Raw genomic sequence first — 15,975 nt, 5'->3', positions numbered from 1 at the left:
CCGCACGGTGCGGCGTTAGCGGGCGTCCTGCCGTGAAAGGGCATGGTAGCGACGGTCAAACCACATCAGACCGGGCTGGGCATCATGGCGCTCCAGCGCCATCACGTTGCAAAACAGAATGTCGTGTGTCGCCACGCTGACGACCTGCGTGATGGTGCAGTCGAACGCCATCAGCGCCCCCTGCAGCAGCGGGGCGCCGCTGTGCTGCGTGTGCCAGTGGGCGGCGGCAAAACGTTCCGCCATCGGGGTTTTACCGCCAAACAGCGTTGACAGCGATTCCTGGCCAGCGGCCAGCGTGTTCACACACAGCACGCCGTTGTCGCGGAAGATCGGCCACACCGATGCATTACGATTGAGGCAGACCAGCAGCGTCGGCGGCGTATCACTGACGCTGCACACCGCGGTGGCGGTAAAACCGGCGCGTCCGGCCGGCCCGTCGGTGGTGATGATATTGACCGCCGCGCCCAGGCCGGACATGGCATCGCGGAAAGCCTGCTGGCTCACTTCGGGCAGCAGAGGCAGTTCATGTACGCTCATCATCGGCTCCGTGATTAGCTGGCGCGGCGAGCCGGCGTGGCGGTGTCCGCCAGCCAGCGCAGCAGCAGCGCATTAAAGTTGTCGGCATCGGTCACGCTCATGGCATGGCCGCCCCACGGCATCTCAATCAGGCTGCCGTTGGGCAGCGCCTGCGCCAGCTGCGGCGAGCAGCTCCACGGCACCAGCAGGTCATCCTGACTGCATATCGCCAGCACCGGCTGGGTGATTCGCGAGGCGTGCGGACGGAAATCGGCCGATTTCAGCGCGTGCAGACGCCGCAGCAGGTTCTCCATGCCCTGGAAATGCGCCACGTGATGCACATCCTCCGCGCTGATGCGTGACTGATGGCGTGCCAGCCATTCGGCCGGATAAAGAAACAGCGGCTGCGCGCGCACAAACGCTTCAACACCAACGTTGAGCAGCAGATCCTGACGCACCTGGAAGCAGCGTTCGGTGTGGGCATCCAGCGCCAGCCAGCCGTTGATCACCACTACGCGTCCGACGCGCTGCGGATAATCAAGCGCCAGCTGCAGGCCAATCAGCCCGCCAAGCGCATGGCCCACGATGTCATACTGTTCGATGCCGTGCTCCGCCAGCGCGTCGGCCAGTTCCGCTGCCATCATCGCCATGCTGTAACCTTCCGGCAGCGTATCGGGGCTGCGACCGGTGCCGCGCTGATCGTAGGTCACCACGCGATAGTGCGGCGTCAGTGCCGCCAGCTGCGGTTGCCAGAAAGCGGCCACGCCGCCCAGCCCGGACGACAGTACCAGCGTCGGCGCGTCGGGCGCGCTTAATCCCTGAATGTCCAGATGCATTACGCCTCCTGCCGGCCAATGTGTGCCACGCTGGCGATTTCAATCAGCGCATCGGGTTTCACCAGACCGCACTGAATACAGAAGCGCGCCGGTTTGTCGCCGGGAAAATAGTCGGCATACACCTGGTTTACCGCCGCGTAGTTGCTCCAGTCGGTGATGAAAATCGAGTTGAAAGTGACGTCCTGCAGGCTGCCACCGGCGGTCTCGATCACTTTTTTGATGGTTTCCAGCACGTGGCGGGTTTGCGCCGCCGCATCCCCGACGTGCACCACGTTGTTGTCGGCATCGAACGGCAGCGTACCGGAAACGTACACCACGGCATCGGCTAAAGTGCCGGGCACAAACGGAGCGATCGGCGTCGTGGTGCCGGGAGGAATAATCACTGTTTTAGGCATGACTCAGAGTCCTTATTATTAAGCGTGCAGGTGAAACGGCGGTTACGACTTCAGCGCCTCGCAGAAGGTGTCGGTATCGCTGACCCAGCCAAAAAAGGTTTCAATGTTGAACAGCGCCGCCTGCTGAGCAAACGACGGTCCGGCCTGATGGGTGGCATCGGCCAGCACCACGCCGAAATACTCGAGGAAAAAGCCGTCGCGCAGCGTCGATTCCACGCAGACGTTGGTGGCAATGCCGGTAAACACCAGATGACGAATACCGCGGCTGCGCAGCATGCTGTCGAGTGGCGTGTTGAAAAAGCCGCTGTAGCGCGGTTTGGGCAGCACGATATCGCCGGCTTGCGGTACCAGTTCATCCACCAGCGCATAATCCCAGCCGCCTTTTGCCAGCAGCGTGCCGTGCAGCTCCGGCCGCTGGCGCATGGTTTTCAGCGCGTTGGATTTATGGAAATTGGGCGAACCGGCGTCACCGGCTTCGACATACTGATTATCCCAGCCGTTCTGGAACCAGATGATCTGCATCCCTGCCGCGCGGGCGGCGGTGACCGCCTGATGAATCCGGGCGATAACCGGCTGCGTGGCGGAGACATCAAACCCGGCCAGATCGAGATAGCCGCCCTGGCTGGCGTAGGCGTTCTGCATATCCACCACAATCAGCGCGCTTTGCGCCGGCGGCAGGGCGATGGCTTCCGGGCGCGCCGGCAGAGTCACTGCAGGCTGGCTGGTGCTGTGGGCACAAACGACGGTATTCATTATGCAACCTCCTTGTGGGCGTCAATCAGCGCGCGGCGGCACGCCATCAGCGGCTGGATACGTTCACCAAAATCTTCAATGCCCTGCAGGAAATCATCAAAGGTCAGCAGCACGCCTTCGGTGCCTTCCACCAGCGCCACTTCATCCAGCATGCGTGCCACGCTGGCATAGGAACCGACCAGCGTGCCCATATTGATGTTGACGGCAGAGGTCGGATCCGCCATCTGGCGCACATTGGTGTCACTGCCGGATTTGGTGTCCTGCTGGCTCTGCGTGGTGAGCCAGGCGAGGGCTTCCTCGTCTGCGCCGGCTTTGTAGTGTTCCCATTTGGCGCGCGCGGCTTCGTCGCTTTCGGCGGCGATAATCATAAACAGCACGTAGGAACCGACGTCGCGCCCGGTTTTGTCCGCGGCCTGTTTCATGCGTGCGGCAGTGGGTGCAAAGGCGGTCGGGGTATTGACGCCCTTGCCGAAGCAGAAGTTGTAATCAGCGTATTGCGCCGAAAAGGCCATGCCGGCATCACTTTGACCGGCGCAAATCACCTTCATCGGCTTCTGCGGCTGCGGACTGACGCGACAGTCGTTCATGGTGAAGAACTCACCTTTGAAGTCGCTCTGGCCAGTGCCCCACAGGTCGCGCAGCACCGTGACGTACTCCGTCAGGTAGTTGTAGCGGCTGGCAAAATATTCATCGCCCGGCCACAGCCCCATCTGCTCATACTCCGGCTTCTGCCAGCCGGTGACCAGATTGACGCCGAAGCGGCCGCCGGAGATGGAGTCGATGGTGGCGGCCATGCGCGCCACGATGGCGGGCGGCAGCGTCAGGGTGGCGGCGGTGGCGTAGATTTCAATGCGTGAGGTCACCGCGGCCAGCCCGGCCATCAGGGTGAAGGACTCCAGGTTGTGGTCCCAGAATTCGGTTTTGCCGCCGAAGCCGCGCAGCTTAATCATCGACAGGGCAAAGTCGAAGTGATAGTGCTCAGCCTTGAGCACAATCGCTTTGTTGAGCTCAAAGGTCGGCTTGTATTGCGGGGCATGCGTGGAGATGAGCCAGCCATTGTTGCCAATCGGAACGAAAACGCCAATTTTCATGTGAAACCTCTCTGCATTGAACATGGATTGCTTCACGCGCTGCGTTGCTTCCTGCACGCATCCTGCGGGCGGCGCTCGATCACAAAATTGCAAAGCCTGTGCCACAATTTTAAAAGTGATACATAACAATCAGTTAAAATTGGCGACGTAATGAATCCTGAGTGACTGGTCCAAAACAGACCATCTGGTCAAAACAAATTGCACGTTTTTCATGCGTCACCTGAGCGAAAAAGGTGCAGGGCACAGCATTAGGCAGGAAACAGGGCGTTTGTTATGATGCGATTTCGCAGGATGGAAGAGGTAACAGTGTGAAAAGCGATGAAAAAAAGCCAGGACGCCGATCGCGGGCCGTTGCGGCGAAACGGGCAGCTATTCTGGAAGCGGCATTGGCCTTCTTCTCGCAGTTTGGCATTCACGGCACCAGTCTGGATAAGGTGGCTGAGCGCGCGGACGTCTCAAAAACTAACCTGCTTTACTACTATCCGTCAAAAGAAGTGCTGTATGTGGCGGTACTGAAAGAGATTCTTGATGTGTGGCTGGCGCCGCTGCGTGCGCTGCGTCATGACCAGGATCCGCTGGTGGCCATCCGCAACTATATTCGTCTCAAGCTGGAAGTGTCGCGTGACCACCCGCAGGCATCGCGCCTGTTCTGTCTGGAGATGCTGCAGGGCGCGCCGCTGCTGAAGGGCGAGCTGGCGGGGGATTTAAAAGCGCTAGTGGATGACAAAGCGGCGATTATCGAAAAGTGGATCGCCGAAGGGCGTATTGCCGGCGTGCAGCCGCAGCATCTGTTCTTTCTGCTATGGGCGACCACGCAGCACTACGCTGATTTCGCGTCCCAGGTGGAAGCCATCACCGGCCAGACGCTAAACGATGCGGAATTTTTTGCCCAGACGCTGGATAACGTTCAGCGCATGATTATTGAAGGGATCCGCGTGCGCTGATCCCCGTGGCTGACCAGGAGAGTGCATGGATTCGCTATCACAACTAACGCTGGGCGCGGCGGTGACCGTGGCCGTAATGGGCAAACGTGTGCCGCTGTGGCAGGCGGCGCTGGCGGGGGCGGTCGCGGGCACGTTGCCAGACCTCGACGTGTTTATCGACCACGGCGATGCCATTCGCAACATGACGCTGCACCGCACCGAGAGCCACGCGCTGCTGTGGCTGACACTGGTGGCACCGTTACCCGGCTGGCTGGTGGCCGGCGCGACGCGCAGCCGGCAGCACTGGCGCGCCTGGTGCCTCGCCATCTGGCTGGCATTGATCACGCATCCGCTGCTGGACCTGACCACGGTGTACGGCACGCAGCTCGGGCTGCCGCTGACCGATTACCCGTTCGCCATCGGCAGCATGTTCATCATCGATCCGCTCTATACGCTGCCGCTGCTGTTCGCCCTGATCGTCGCACTGTGGCGGCGGGATGCGTGCGGGCTACGCTGGAATCAGGCCGGATTGCTCATCAGCACACTGTACCTGGGCTGGAGTATGGTGGCGCAAAGTATTGCTACCCGGCATATTGAGCACCAGCTGACGCAGCAGGACGTGCAGCCGCAGCAACTGCTGGTGACGCCCACCGCGTTTAATACGCTGGTGTGGCGCACGGTGATTATCACGCCGCAGCGCTACGGGGAAGCCTGGTGGTCGCTACTGTCGCCCGATCGTCCCTTACAGATCCGCTGGTACGATCGCCATCCCGCGCTTTTTGCGCCGTTTAAAGGCCAGTGGCACGCGGAACGCGTTGCGTGGTTCAGCCATGGATTTTATGCCATGCGCCAGCAGGGCAACGATACGCTGATTGTGGATTTGCGCATGGGGGAAGAGCCGGATTACACCTTTACCTTTAATCTCGGTTCCGCCGCAGCGCCGGCAGCAGCACCACAGCGGGAAGATTCGCTGCGGCCGTCGCTGGCGCAGGCGTGGCACAAATTCACAGAGCGCTTATAACGAAAAAGGCCCGGATAACCTGGCCTTTTCGTTTAGGTGGATCAGGCTTTACGCCGGCGTAGCAGCCAGCCCATGGTCAGCACCACAAACCACAGTGGCGTCACCATCAGCGCCTGGCGGGTATCTTCCTGCAGGGTCAGCAGCACCAGCACAAAGGCAAAGAAAGCCATGCACACCCAGCACATCAGCTTGCCAAGTGGCATTTTGAAGCGTGACGCCGCATGACGCTGCGGATGCTGTTTGCGGTAGGCCAGGTAGCTGCACAGGATAATGGTCCAGACAAACATGAACAGAATCGCCGAAACCGTGGTCACCATGGTGAAGACCGTCATCACATCCGGAATCAGATAGATCAACGCCACGCCCGCCAGCAGACACAGGCAGGAGAAGAACAGGCCGGTGGTTGGCACCGCGCGCGCTGAGAGGCGACCAAACGCTTTATGCGCCACGCCCTGTTCCGCCAGGCCATACAGCATGCGGCTGGTGGAGAAGATGCCGCTGTTGGCTGAGGAGGCTGCGGAGGTCAGCACCACAAAGTTAACGATGCTGGCAGCGGCCGGCAGGCCAATCAGCACAAACATTTCAACGAACGGACTGCGATCCGGCATGACCTGGTTCCACGGCGTCACCGCCATGATCACCAGCAGCGCCAGCACGTAGAACATGATGATGCGCAGCGGGATCGCGTTGATGGCGCGCGGCAGAACTTTATGCGGATCTTTGGTCTCCGCCGCCGCCGTACCCACCAGTTCAATGCCGACAAAGGCAAACACCGCAATCTGGAAGCCGGCAAAGAAACCGCTCAGCCCTTTCGGGAACATGCCGCCGTGATCCCAGATATTGCTCAGCGCCGCGTGGCTCCCGTTCGGCGAAGGGTAGTGCAGGCTGACCAGCACAATCCCGGTGATGATTAACGCCACGATGGCGACAATTTTGATAATGGCGAACCAGAACTCCATCTCGCCAAACAGTTTTACCGTGGCGATGTTCAGGGCAAGGAAAACAAACACGCACAGCAGCGCGCTCATCCAGATCGAGAAGTCCGGGAACCACAGCTGGAAATAGGCGCTGATCGCCACCACGTCGGCGATGCCGGTCACCACCCAGCAGAACCAGTAAGTCCAGCCGGTGAAATAACCGGCCCACGGCCCGAGCAGGTCGGCGGCAAAGTCGCTGAAGGATTTGTACTCAAGGTTGGAGAGCAGCAGCTCACCCATGGCGCGCATCACAAAGAACAGCATAAAACCGATGATCATATAAACGAAGATGATCGACGGACCCGCCAGGCTGATGGTTTTACCGGAGCCCATGAACAGACCGGTGCCAATGGCACCGCCGATGGCGATAAGCTGGATGTGACGGTTATGCAGGTTGCGCCGGAGTTTTTCCGGCTGTTCGGCCTCAATGGGCGCCGCTTTAGATTGATCAACCATAAAAATATCTTTCCTGTCTTGATGTTGTGTCAGCTCTGCTGGCTGTTGAATAACGTGCTGTTGCACAGGGCAAGAGGGCATAAGATAGAGGAAAGGCGGCCACTCTCGGTAATGGTTTTTAAACCTTTGTGCCCTTTTGCGTGCTTTACCGTGTCAGTAAATATTTACATGGCGCGCCGTGCCGTCATTTTGCGTAAATGTTCTGCAAATGAGCCGCTTGCACCACGCAGCGCTGCGCAGGGTTCTACACTTGTCATTTCGATGAACCCGGAAAAAGTGAGGCAGCGTGCGCGCATTGCTCGCGATAGTGCTGCTGGCCCTGTGCGGCTGGTGGAGTTTACCCTGGCTGAAAACGCATCTGCCGCCACAGTGGAATCCGTTTATACCGCTCCAGGTTACCGATCCGCCGGGCTGGATGACGCGCTACAAGCTGCAGCGGCTGAGCAGCGATCCGGCCGCGTGTCTGGCGGTGATGCGTGCGGCCAGCGCGCAGGGCAGAGTCAGTTTCCGTGAGGTGCCGCCGCTGCAGGGCGATTGTCCGATTGATCAACCGCTGCGCATCAGCCGCTTCGGTGAGGTCACGCTGAGCAGCAGTTTTCTTGCCAGCTGTCCAATGGCGGTGGCCAGCACGCTGTATGTTACGCGCAGCAATGCGGCGCTGCAGCAGGCCGGCATTACCTCGCCGCTGCGCCGCATCGCGCACGTTGGCAGTTACGCCTGCCGCAATATTTATCACCGCCAGGAAGGACGCCGCAGTGAACACGCGACGGCGGAGGCGTGGGACATCACGGGGTTTCAGCTGGCGGACGGGCGCTGGCTACAGGTAGGCAAAAACTGGCAGCAACCGCCGCAGGCCGCTGCCGGTTTGCACGCGTTATGGCGCAACGGCTGTGCCAGCTTCGGTAATGCGCTGGGGCCGGATTACAATGCGGCGCATGCCAGCCATTTCCACCTTGGCATGCGCGGCGCAGGCTTTTGTCGCTAAACTACACCGCCGGGTTTAATCCGCGTTTGATGAGGAAATGATTTGCCGGCCAGGAGAAAATAAATCCGGTGAGCATCGCCAGCTGTAACATAAACCAGAAGGCGCTGAGCAGGGGATTGAGCTGTTGATTAAGCACATATTTTAGGGCCAGCGTCATAAAGATAAAGATTCCCGTTTGATAAATCAGCAGCGGAAAGGTTTCTGTTTTCAGCGCTAATAATAACGTACGGACAATAGAAAGTTGTTCCCGCTGGCGAATGGCCAGAAACTGAAAAAATAATCCCGCCAGTAACGAAATCATCACGCAAATAACCGCCTGTAACCACAGCGCGGGGCTAATTGCAAAATGCTTGAGCAGAGTGACTATTGGCAGGGTGATGATGTCGCCGAATATACAGGCGGCGGCAGAGAGCGAGGTGGAAATAAAAATGGTTTGCCAGCTGGCATAACCGGTTAATCCGGATGGCAGCAGCAGCGCCAGTTTTCGCTGACGTGACGGTTTACGCCCGAGATACCACCATGCCAGCCAGCCGAAAAACGGCATGTACAGCCCGGTGAGCGGCCAGATGATATTCATGACCGCCAGCGGATGCGGGTGACGCAACAGATCTTTAGCGATCATCAGGGCGGTACACACGCCCACGACCAGAAAGGGTAATGCCAGCTGGTTTAACATAGTCAGTCCCACTCAGTTTGCTGAAATCGCGCCAGCCTGCGGAGCTATGCTGGTGCCTGCCACCTTGCGCCTCTGCTAAAGCGTAGCTGGAAAAGACGGTGCCGGAAATGTCTGCCACAGGGGCACGGCAGGGAAACACTGCAGAAATAACTGGAATTAAGCCGCGCTGCGGACTTAATCAGCAGGAAGATTATGACGGGCGGTATAAAAAAGGGGAATGGCAAAGATAATAGCGATTAATGATGAGGCGAATGTTTTATCTGCGAAGTCTGGCGTTTAATCAACAGGACGATTGAAAATTCTTCAGAAAAATCTTATTCTGATTCGCACGACTTATCATCCTGATGGTGCCGCTGGCAAACGCACCATAGTTTAATTTCTCATTTGGGTAACATATTGACAACAAGGTAGTTATCACTTTTTGCCCGCAATGCCGCTCTGGTTTCAATCAATATTTTTTCTCTGGTTAATTTATTTTTTACATTAATCGGCACAGATATCCTGTTATGAATAAGGCGTGAAACAGCGCCAGGGCAATAATGACCATCGATAATTATTTCGTCTGGCGAGGCGAAACTGAAAAAGAATTTCAGGCGCTTTCCGAAGTGCTGCAATTGAAATCGCTGCTGCAAAAACATGTTGAGGCCCTTGGATTTGATGCTTTTGCCTTTTTGGTACAGCATCCGGTGCCTTTTACCCGACCGCGTATTTTTCTCTTTAGCACCTATCCGCAGAGCTGGGTGAAACGCTACGAGAGTGAAAATTACTATGCGGTGGATCCGGTGTTAATGCTCTGCCAGCAGCCCGGTCGCGGCGTGGAGTGGACGCGTGATTTATTTACCGGCGCAGGCAATTTATGGGCAGAAGCCAATGCCGCAGGGCTGGTAAGTGGCTTTTCATGCTCGGCAATGGCGCTAAATCGTGCCATTGGTATATTATCTATAGCATCGCAACAACCCAGCCAGACCCAGCACAGACGCGTTGAGCTGGAGGTGCAACTGCACTTCCTGGCGGAGCTGAGTTTGCGTGTGCTGGACCGTCTGAATGACGGCTCAATGGTGGTGTTATCGAATGATTTTAGTCAGCGCGAGCTGGAAATATTGAAATGGACAGCGGAGGGGAAAACCTCAGCCGAAATTTCCCTTATTCTGGCTATTTCTGAACACACGGTAAATTTTCACCAAAAGAATATGCAAAAGCGTTTTAATGTTTCCAATAAAACGCAGATTGCCTGTTATGCCGCAGCCATCGGCCTGATATAGCGAAAAGGCAACTACTAATTTTAGTAGTTCCTAAGCCGCAGTCAGTTGTCTACCCTGCGCCGGAAACTCCGCCAGGCTGGCGCTTAATAAATCATTGCAAACATGGGGATGTCAGGGGCGCATGATGAAAATAATTCAAACACAGCTAAAGGATATGCCGTCCTCTTTGCTGGCCGAGTTGGGCACCTATCGTTACAGCGTCTTTGCGCGTGGCGAGGGCTGGTCAATTCCGCCGCGACTCAGCACGCCGGGACAGGAGTATGATCGCTTCGATCGTTCCGATGTCACCTGGCTGATTGCCTGGACTGCGCGTCAGGGCATTTGTGGCTGCGCACGTCTGCTACCGTGGCACGAGCCGGAAGTGCCGGAGGGCATGGTGCTGCCTTTTGATCAGCAAAAAGTGTGGGAAATGTCGCGCTATTCGGCCCGCCTTGAAGTGGATGCCGAGCTGCCGCTGAACATCTTATGGCATTCGGTACAGCTGGCAGAGCTGAGCGGGATGGAGTATTTGATCAGTTCGGCCACGCCGATGCTGGAGAAGATGTTTGAGCAGCATCAGGTGGTGTACGAGCCGCTCTCGCCGGGACTGATCCAGTCAGAAGACAATCTGTTTGCCATTCGTATTCCGGTGCAGCAGCCGGCGCTGGCGGAGAAGTATCGCGGCACGCGTCGCTTCAGTCCGGAAGAAGTGCTGCCCTCGCTGGGCGTGTCGGTCAACTGGCAGTCACACAGCTAACGCCCCGCGCAGGATGCGCAGGGCACGCCGCTTACTGACGGTAGGCGGTTTTAATCTGGCGGATGGTGTTGCTGAACACCTCGGCCTGCGGTTTATCGGCCAGCGCGGACTGAACGTAGCGCTCCATGTTGATGATCACCTTACCGGCATCAGCCTGGCCCATACCTTTCAGGATCAGCGTCACCATCATTTTCAGGCAGGCAACTTCATCCGCCAGCGCCTGGGTATCGCGCGATGTTACGAAATCTTCATCACTCATCATTATCTCCTTTGTGGAATGACCTTGTGCGCACACATTCTTCCCGTGCATAAAAAACAGAGTATATCATACGCTTGATGGAAGAATTTAGGCCACATCATCGACCCGCGCGCAGACGGTTAATTAATTGCGCCGTTCGTTATTTTTTGTGCGCAAAAAACTTCCACGGAAAGATTATTTTTAGGTGCTGCCGGCGGGAAGAAGCGAAGGCGGGTTATAAATTATAACTTAATGATATTAGTCACATTTTAACAATTTTATTCCAGTATGGTATTGCATCAGCTAAAAAAAACAATCACCGCTGCCTGCTATTTGACATGGGTCATTGGTTTTGAGATTTATCTGGCGCCCCTGATGTTCTTTCCACGCGAAACCCGGTAAGATAACGCCCCTGAAATATATTTTCCCCCACTAACCTGCGGAGTACGTCCCGTTGATCAGCCTGCTTCTTGTTGATGACCATGAACTGGTACGCGCCGGTATTCGTCGCATACTGGAAGATATGAAGGGACTGGTGATTGCCGGGGAAGTGGCCTGTGGTGAGGATGCGGTAAAATGGTGCCGCACTCATCCTGTGGATGTGGTGCTGATGGACATGAACATGCCCGGCATTGGCGGACTGGAGGCGACGCGCAAAATCGTGCGCTTCAATCCGGATATCCGCATCATCATGCTGACTATCCACACTGAAAATCCCCTGCCAGCGAAAGTCATGCAGGCCGGTGCGGCAGGTTATCTCAGCAAAGGGGCGGCGCCGCAGGAAGTGGTCAGCGCCATTCGCTCGGTGCACGCCGGTCAGCGTTACATCGCCTCTGATATCGCTCAGCAGATGGCGCTGAGCCAGATTGAGCCGCAGCGCGCCGAATCACCGTTCAGCTGTTTGTCGGAAAGGGAATTGCAGATTATGCTGATGATTACCCGAGGGCAAAAGGTGACGGAGATTTCCGAGCAGCTTAACCTGAGCCCGAAAACCGTTAATAGCTATCGCTATCGCATGTTCAGCAAGTTGAACATTAGTGGTGACGTAGAGTTAACGCATCTGGCCATACGCCATGGCCTGTTCAATGCGGAGCCGTTAATCAGTAGTGAGTGACGTTTTCAATCCTAAAGCCTTTCTCAGCACCGTGACCAGTCAGCCCGGCGTCTACCGCATGTATGACGCGACAGGCACGGTGATCTATGTTGGTAAAGCCAAAGACCTTAAAAAACGCCTGAGCAGCTATTTCCGCACGCAGGTGGGGAGCCGCAAGACCGAAGTGCTGGTCAGCAACATCCATAATATTGATGTCACGGTCACCCATACGGAGACCGAAGCGCTGCTGCTGGAGCACAACTACATCAAGTTGTATCAGCCGCGCTACAACGTGCTGCTGCGCGATGATAAGTCGTACCCCTATATTTTCCTTAGCGGCGATCCGCATCCGCGCCTGGCGATGCACCGCGGTGCCAAACACGCCAAAGGCGAATACTTTGGTCCGTTTCCCAACGGCTATGCGGTGCGTGAAACCCTGGCGCTGCTGCAAAAGGTGTTTCCGATTCGCCAGTGCGAGAACAGCGTCTACCGCAACCGCTCGCGCCCGTGCCTGCAGTATCAGATTGGCCGTTGCCTCGGCCCCTGCGTCGCCGGCCTGGTGAGCGAAGAGGAATATGCGCAGCAAACCGACTATGTGCGGCTGTTTCTGGCCGGTAAAGACGATCAGGTAATTAATCAGCTGGTGCAGCGTATGGAGCAGGCCAGCGTGGGCCTGCGTTTCGAAGAGGCGGCGCGCCTGCGGGATCAGATTCAGGCGGTGCGGCGGATTACGGAGAAACAGTTCGTTTCCAATCAGGGCGATGATCTCGACGTGATGGGCGTGGCCTATGACGCCGGCATGGCCTGTCTGCACGTGCTGTTTATCCGGCAGGGCAAAGTGCTGGGCAGCCGCAGCTATTTCCCGAAGGTGCCCGCAGACACGGAACTCACCGAAGTGGTGCAGACGTTTGTCGGACAGTTTTATCTGCAGGGCAGCGAAGCGCGTACCTTACCGGCGGATATCCTGCTGGACTTCAATTTGCCTGAGCGGGAGCTGCTGGCCGCGTCATTGAGCGAACTGGCCGGGCGCAAAGTCAGTATTCAGAGCAAACCGCGCGGCGACCGTGCGCGCTACCTGAAGCTGGCGCGCACCAATGCCGCCACGGCGCTGACGACGCGGCTGGCGCAGCACTCGACCATTCAGCAGCGTCTGGCGGCGCTGGCGGCGTTCCTCAAACTGGAGCAGATTAACCGCATGGAGTGTTTCGACATCAGCCACACCATGGGCGAACAGACCATCGCGTCCTGCGTGGTGTTCAACCGTGACGGCCCGCTGCGCGCTGACTATCGCCGCTACAACATTGAAGGAATTACCCCCGGTGATGACTACGCGGCGATGAATCAGGTGCTGCGCCGTCGTTACGGCAAGGCGCTGGAACCGGAAAAGATCCCGGATGTGATCCTGATCGATGGCGGTAAAGGGCAGCTGGCGCAGGCGCAGCAGGTGTTTGCGGAACTGGATGTGCCATGGGATAAAAACCGGCCGATTCTGCTCGGCGTGGCAAAAGGCAGCGACCGTAAAGCCGGCCTGGAAACGCTGTTCTTTGCGGCGGAAGGCGAGGGCGTTTCGCTGCCACCGGACTCGCCGGCGCTGCATGTTATCCAGCACATTCGTGATGACGCTCACAATCATGCAATTTCGGGCCACCGGAAAAAACGCGCCAAAGTGAAGAACACCAGCGCGCTGGAGAGCATTGAAGGCGTCGGACCTAAACGGCGTCAGCAGCTGCTGAAGTACATGGGCGGCCTGCAACCGCTGATGAATGCCAGCGTCGATGAGATCGCTAAAGTACCGGGTATCTCCTTCGCCCTGGCGGAAAAAATCTACTACTCGCTGAAACACTAACATTGAAACAGGGTGGGCAATGTAGGAACATACGTTAAATCCTACTCACACCAGACAGTTACTGGCATATGCAATTTAACATTCCGACGTGTCTTACCCTGTTTCGAGTTGTTCTGATCCCGTTCTTCGTGCTGGCGTTCTATCTGCCATTTCACTGGGCTCCCTTCGCGACGGCGCTGCTGTTTGTCATTGCTGCGGTCACTGACTGGTTTGATGGCTTCCTCGCGCGTCGCTGGAAGCAGACAACACGTTTTGGTGCCTTTCTCGATCCGGTCGCTGACAAAGTGATGGTGGCGATGGCGCTGGTGCTGGTCGCCGAGTATTTCCACGCCTGGTGGATCACGCTGCCGGCCGCCACCATGATCGCGCGTGAAATCATTATCTCGGCCTTACGTGAGTGGATGGCGGAGATTGGCAAGCGCAGCAGCGTGGCGGTGTCGTGGATTGGCAAAGTGAAGACCACGGCGCAGATGCTGTCGCTGGTGGCGCTGCTGTGGCGTCCGGACGCGACCGTAGTAGGCGTTGGCGTGGTGGCGTTGTACATCGCAGCGGTGCTGACTTTCTGGTCAATGTTCCAGTATTTAAGCGCGGCACGCGGCGATTTGCTCGATAGCTGATCGATGCGATTTAAAAAGCAGCAAACGGACGCAGTGTGTGGATAATTCTATTGACTCGTTGCGTCAGATAAGTAGAATGCATCGCATCGAACGGCAGCAAGGCTGCAAGAAGCTGAATAAAATCAGCAAGTTCGGTGAAGCATAAGCAAATGCGGGAATAGCTCAGTTGGTAGAGCACGACCTTGCCAAGGTCGGGGTCGCGAGTTCGAGTCTCGTTTCCCGCTCCAGATATTGCAATACGTCGCAGACGGCTTGCACCTCAGATTAAAAGGCGCGTTGGCAGAGTGGCCATGCAGCGGATTGCAAATCCGTCCACCTCGGTTCGACTCCGGGACGCGCCTCCAGTTTACACCCTGCCCGGGTGGTGAAATCGGTAGACACAAGGGATTTAAAATCCCTCGGCTTATGGTCGTGCGGGTTCAAGTCCCGCCCCGGGCACCATATTTAATACCGAATAAAATCAAAGCAATAAGTAGCAATGTCGTGACCGCCCAAGGGCGGTTTTTTTTGTGTTTAGAGGTTTTTCATAATATCGCTTCATAATATCAAACGGTTTTCCTCTGCCCGCCAACCATAACCATTGGAACCATCACGATCTTTCGATCATGCGCAGCCAGTTGTTCAACATTTTGATGCTGAAAATGATGATAGAGATCGCAATTGATAGTGTGGAGGTGGGCACTTGTCCTCACTCGCCTTTACGACAAGGACGTTCAGAAATTATCTGCCGCCTATCGCTTACCCGCTCAAAGTTATGCTCCGGGGCGCAGATGAGGTGGGGGCACATGATTTGGGTTTGCTGATGACGCAACGGGGAGTAATCTTGAGTTGTCGCTCTGACATTCAGTGGTACTACCGCAAGTCTGTTAAAAACGAGGGAACGATGATGATTGCAGAAACCGCAACGAAAGAACCGGGTAGATATTACACCTTCCAGTCGCCATTACCGGCTGATGTATTTTTTGAACTTCGGCCCCGGACACTGCCGCATAACGCACAACCCATACTGGATGAAACCAGTGGCATGTGTATTGGTTATTCAGTCGCACAGGCCCCAGGACTGTGGCAGATATATGATACACAGGGTCACTTTCTGCGCCTGGAAGAGGCTCCTCTTGAAGCCCCCTTGATTGATCCCACCGATATTGCGCTTATCGCTTTTGGCGTTTTCCGTATTTTTCGCGCGGGCCGCGTACTTTTTGAAACTGCTACGCGCGCGGCTGTCAGGGTGAAACTTAGTCAGGCGACTATCATGTTTCTTCGTGCGCGGTTAAAAAGCGGTTTATCTGCTGGTAACCTTAAAATGACAGAAACAGCAGCTCGGCATATGTATGAACCGGGGCGCTATGTTCCATTACATATCCAGGAAAAAGCTATCCGTTACGGCAGGCGTATGGCGGATCCCCGTAAAGGCGAAGGGATGTTTCGCTATGAAACTGAGATGTATAAACTCAATCGCAAGCTAAACATAACCGAGTATAAAAAATACACTCTTGAGGTTGTGGTGCGAGAGTCAGACTGGACGATCACCCATTTTAAATATTTTGATTAACC

17 protein-coding genes and 3 tRNA genes are annotated in these 15,975 nt (G+C 56.4%); 12 read left to right on the top strand and 8 right to left on the bottom strand.

Annotated features, from left to right (window positions below; all coding sequences use genetic code 11):
• Positions 1-15: 15 nt before the first annotated feature.
• The 5 genes from rutF to rutA are packed head-to-tail and all read right to left on the bottom strand — an operon-like array spanning position 16 to position 3,591.
• On the bottom strand, positions 16-537 hold the full coding sequence (rutF, locus tag AC6I7J_RS12390; protein ID WP_166710250.1) for an NADH-dependent FMN reductase RutF: 522 nt from the start codon (positions 535-537) through the stop codon (positions 16-18).
• 14 nt (positions 538-551) lie between these two features.
• Positions 552-1,352: a pyrimidine utilization protein D gene (gene rutD, locus AC6I7J_RS12385; protein ID WP_021508287.1), complete on the bottom strand. Its 801-nt coding sequence runs from the start codon at positions 1,350-1,352 to the stop codon at positions 552-554.
• Complete coding sequence (gene rutC / locus AC6I7J_RS12380) at positions 1,352-1,747, bottom strand: pyrimidine utilization protein C (RefSeq protein WP_152391145.1); 396 nt, start codon at positions 1,745-1,747, stop codon at positions 1,352-1,354. Before rutC ends, rutD begins: the two co-directional genes overlap by 1 nt.
• Positions 1,748-1,789: 42 nt before the next feature.
• Positions 1,790-2,500, bottom strand: a complete 711-nt coding sequence (gene rutB, locus AC6I7J_RS12375; RefSeq protein ID WP_058769585.1) for a pyrimidine utilization protein B — start codon at positions 2,498-2,500, stop codon at positions 1,790-1,792.
• Positions 2,500-3,591, bottom strand: a complete 1,092-nt coding sequence (gene rutA, locus AC6I7J_RS12370; protein WP_058759710.1) for a pyrimidine utilization protein A — start codon at positions 3,589-3,591, stop codon at positions 2,500-2,502. The genes rutB and rutA overlap by 1 nt, the downstream gene beginning before the upstream one ends.
• A 308-nt stretch (positions 3,592-3,899) precedes the next feature.
• On the opposite strand from rutA, the gene rutR reads away from it, so the two are divergent.
• Both rutR and AC6I7J_RS12360 read left to right on the top strand, forming a co-directional pair.
• Positions 3,900-4,535, top strand: coding sequence for an HTH-type transcriptional regulator RutR (gene rutR, locus AC6I7J_RS12365; protein WP_498005803.1), 636 nt, complete (start codon positions 3,900-3,902; stop codon positions 4,533-4,535).
• A 25-nt stretch (positions 4,536-4,560) separates the two neighbouring features.
• A complete protein-coding gene (locus AC6I7J_RS12360; protein WP_394516243.1) occupies positions 4,561-5,535 on the top strand; it encodes a metal-dependent hydrolase in 975 nt (324 codons plus the stop codon).
• Between the two features lie 41 nt (positions 5,536-5,576).
• On the opposite strand, the gene cycA is transcribed toward AC6I7J_RS12360, so the two are convergent.
• Positions 5,577-6,968 carry a D-serine/D-alanine/glycine transporter gene (cycA, locus tag AC6I7J_RS12355; protein ID WP_021508281.1) on the bottom strand — a complete coding sequence of 464 codons (1,392 nt, stop codon included), beginning with the start codon at positions 6,966-6,968 and terminating at the stop codon, positions 5,577-5,579.
• A 286-nt stretch (positions 6,969-7,254) separates the two neighbouring features.
• Between cycA and AC6I7J_RS12350 the strand changes: the two genes are divergently transcribed.
• Positions 7,255-7,953: an extensin-like domain-containing protein gene (locus AC6I7J_RS12350; protein ID WP_058769587.1), complete on the top strand. Its 699-nt coding sequence runs from the start codon at positions 7,255-7,257 to the stop codon at positions 7,951-7,953.
• Position 7,954: 1 nt separating this feature from the next.
• On the opposite strand, the gene AC6I7J_RS12345 is transcribed toward AC6I7J_RS12350, so the two are convergent.
• Positions 7,955-8,629, bottom strand: a complete 675-nt coding sequence (locus AC6I7J_RS12345) for a DUF4396 domain-containing protein (RefSeq protein WP_058759707.1) — start codon at positions 8,627-8,629, stop codon at positions 7,955-7,957.
• Positions 8,630-9,168: 539 nt separating this feature from the next.
• On the opposite strand from AC6I7J_RS12345, the gene AC6I7J_RS12340 reads away from it, so the two are divergent.
• Positions 9,169-9,891, top strand: coding sequence for an autoinducer binding domain-containing protein (locus AC6I7J_RS12340; protein WP_021508278.1), 723 nt, complete (start codon positions 9,169-9,171; stop codon positions 9,889-9,891).
• Positions 9,892-10,015: 124 nt separating this feature from the next.
• Positions 10,016-10,627 carry an acyl-homoserine-lactone synthase gene (locus AC6I7J_RS12335; protein ID WP_031279842.1) on the top strand — a complete coding sequence of 204 codons (612 nt, stop codon included), beginning with the start codon at positions 10,016-10,018 and terminating at the stop codon, positions 10,625-10,627.
• Between the two features lie 31 nt (positions 10,628-10,658).
• On the opposite strand, the gene AC6I7J_RS12330 is transcribed toward AC6I7J_RS12335, so the two are convergent.
• Positions 10,659-10,886: a DUF2594 family protein gene (locus tag AC6I7J_RS12330; RefSeq protein WP_010616664.1), complete on the bottom strand. Its 228-nt coding sequence runs from the start codon at positions 10,884-10,886 to the stop codon at positions 10,659-10,661.
• 433 nt (positions 10,887-11,319) lie between these two features.
• On the opposite strand from AC6I7J_RS12330, the gene uvrY reads away from it, so the two are divergent.
• The 7 genes from uvrY (at position 11,320) to AC6I7J_RS12295 (ending at position 15,973) form a co-directional block, all read left to right on the top strand.
• The gene (gene uvrY / locus AC6I7J_RS12325; protein WP_021508277.1) at positions 11,320-11,979 is read left to right on the top strand and encodes a UvrY/SirA/GacA family response regulator transcription factor; all 660 of its coding nucleotides are present in this window, start codon (positions 11,320-11,322) and stop codon (positions 11,977-11,979) included.
• Complete coding sequence (gene uvrC / locus AC6I7J_RS12320) at positions 11,972-13,804, top strand: excinuclease ABC subunit UvrC (RefSeq protein WP_021508276.1); 1,833 nt, start codon at positions 11,972-11,974, stop codon at positions 13,802-13,804. The genes uvrY and uvrC overlap by 8 nt, the downstream gene beginning before the upstream one ends.
• 68 nt (positions 13,805-13,872) lie before the next feature.
• Entirely contained in the window at positions 13,873-14,421 is a 549-nt protein-coding gene (gene pgsA, locus AC6I7J_RS12315) for a CDP-diacylglycerol--glycerol-3-phosphate 3-phosphatidyltransferase (RefSeq protein WP_021508275.1), read from the top strand.
• A gap of 151 nt (positions 14,422-14,572) precedes the next feature.
• A tRNA-Gly gene (locus tag AC6I7J_RS12310) sits at positions 14,573-14,648 on the top strand.
• Between the two features lie 43 nt (positions 14,649-14,691).
• Positions 14,692-14,765 (top strand) — tRNA-Cys (locus tag AC6I7J_RS12305).
• An 11-nt stretch (positions 14,766-14,776) separates the two neighbouring features.
• Positions 14,777-14,862, top strand: a tRNA-Leu gene (locus AC6I7J_RS12300).
• Positions 14,863-15,103: 241 nt separating this feature from the next.
• The gene (locus AC6I7J_RS12295; protein WP_498005800.1) at positions 15,104-15,973 is read left to right on the top strand and encodes a hypothetical protein; all 870 of its coding nucleotides are present in this window, start codon (positions 15,104-15,106) and stop codon (positions 15,971-15,973) included.
• Positions 15,974-15,975 lie beyond the last annotated feature (2 nt).

This window comes from Type-C symbiont of Plautia stali (genome assembly GCF_059730935.1).
The sequence above is the reverse complement of the archived record's forward strand: the minus strand, read 5'-3'. Positions and strand labels throughout refer to the sequence as shown.

What these genes read in the sequence shown, in the direction of transcription:
- rutF (WP_166710250.1), bottom strand. Translation starts at nt 537, where the DNA reads ATGAGCGTACATGAACTGCCTCTGCTGCCCGAAGTGAGCCAGCAGGCT.
- rutD (WP_021508287.1), bottom strand. Translation starts at nt 1,352, where the DNA reads ATGCATCTGGACATTCAGGGATTAAGCGCGCCCGACGCGCCGACGCTG.
- rutC (WP_152391145.1), bottom strand. Translation starts at nt 1,747, where the DNA reads ATGCCTAAAACAGTGATTATTCCTCCCGGCACCACGACGCCGATCGCT.
- rutB (WP_058769585.1), bottom strand. Translation starts at nt 2,500, where the DNA reads ATGAATACCGTCGTTTGTGCCCACAGCACCAGCCAGCCTGCAGTGACT.
- rutA (WP_058759710.1), bottom strand. Translation starts at nt 3,591, where the DNA reads ATGAAAATTGGCGTTTTCGTTCCGATTGGCAACAATGGCTGGCTCATC.
- AC6I7J_RS12360 (WP_394516243.1), top strand. Translation starts at nt 4,561, where the DNA reads ATGGATTCGCTATCACAACTAACGCTGGGCGCGGCGGTGACCGTGGCC.
- cycA (WP_021508281.1), bottom strand. Translation starts at nt 6,968, where the DNA reads ATGGTTGATCAATCTAAAGCGGCGCCCATTGAGGCCGAACAGCCGGAA.
- AC6I7J_RS12345 (WP_058759707.1), bottom strand. Translation starts at nt 8,629, where the DNA reads ATGTTAAACCAGCTGGCATTACCCTTTCTGGTCGTGGGCGTGTGTACC.
- AC6I7J_RS12340 (WP_021508278.1), top strand. Translation starts at nt 9,169, where the DNA reads ATGACCATCGATAATTATTTCGTCTGGCGAGGCGAAACTGAAAAAGAA.
- AC6I7J_RS12335 (WP_031279842.1), top strand. Translation starts at nt 10,016, where the DNA reads ATGAAAATAATTCAAACACAGCTAAAGGATATGCCGTCCTCTTTGCTG.
- AC6I7J_RS12330 (WP_010616664.1), bottom strand. Translation starts at nt 10,886, where the DNA reads ATGAGTGATGAAGATTTCGTAACATCGCGCGATACCCAGGCGCTGGCG.
- pgsA (WP_021508275.1), top strand. Translation starts at nt 13,873, where the DNA reads ATGCAATTTAACATTCCGACGTGTCTTACCCTGTTTCGAGTTGTTCTG.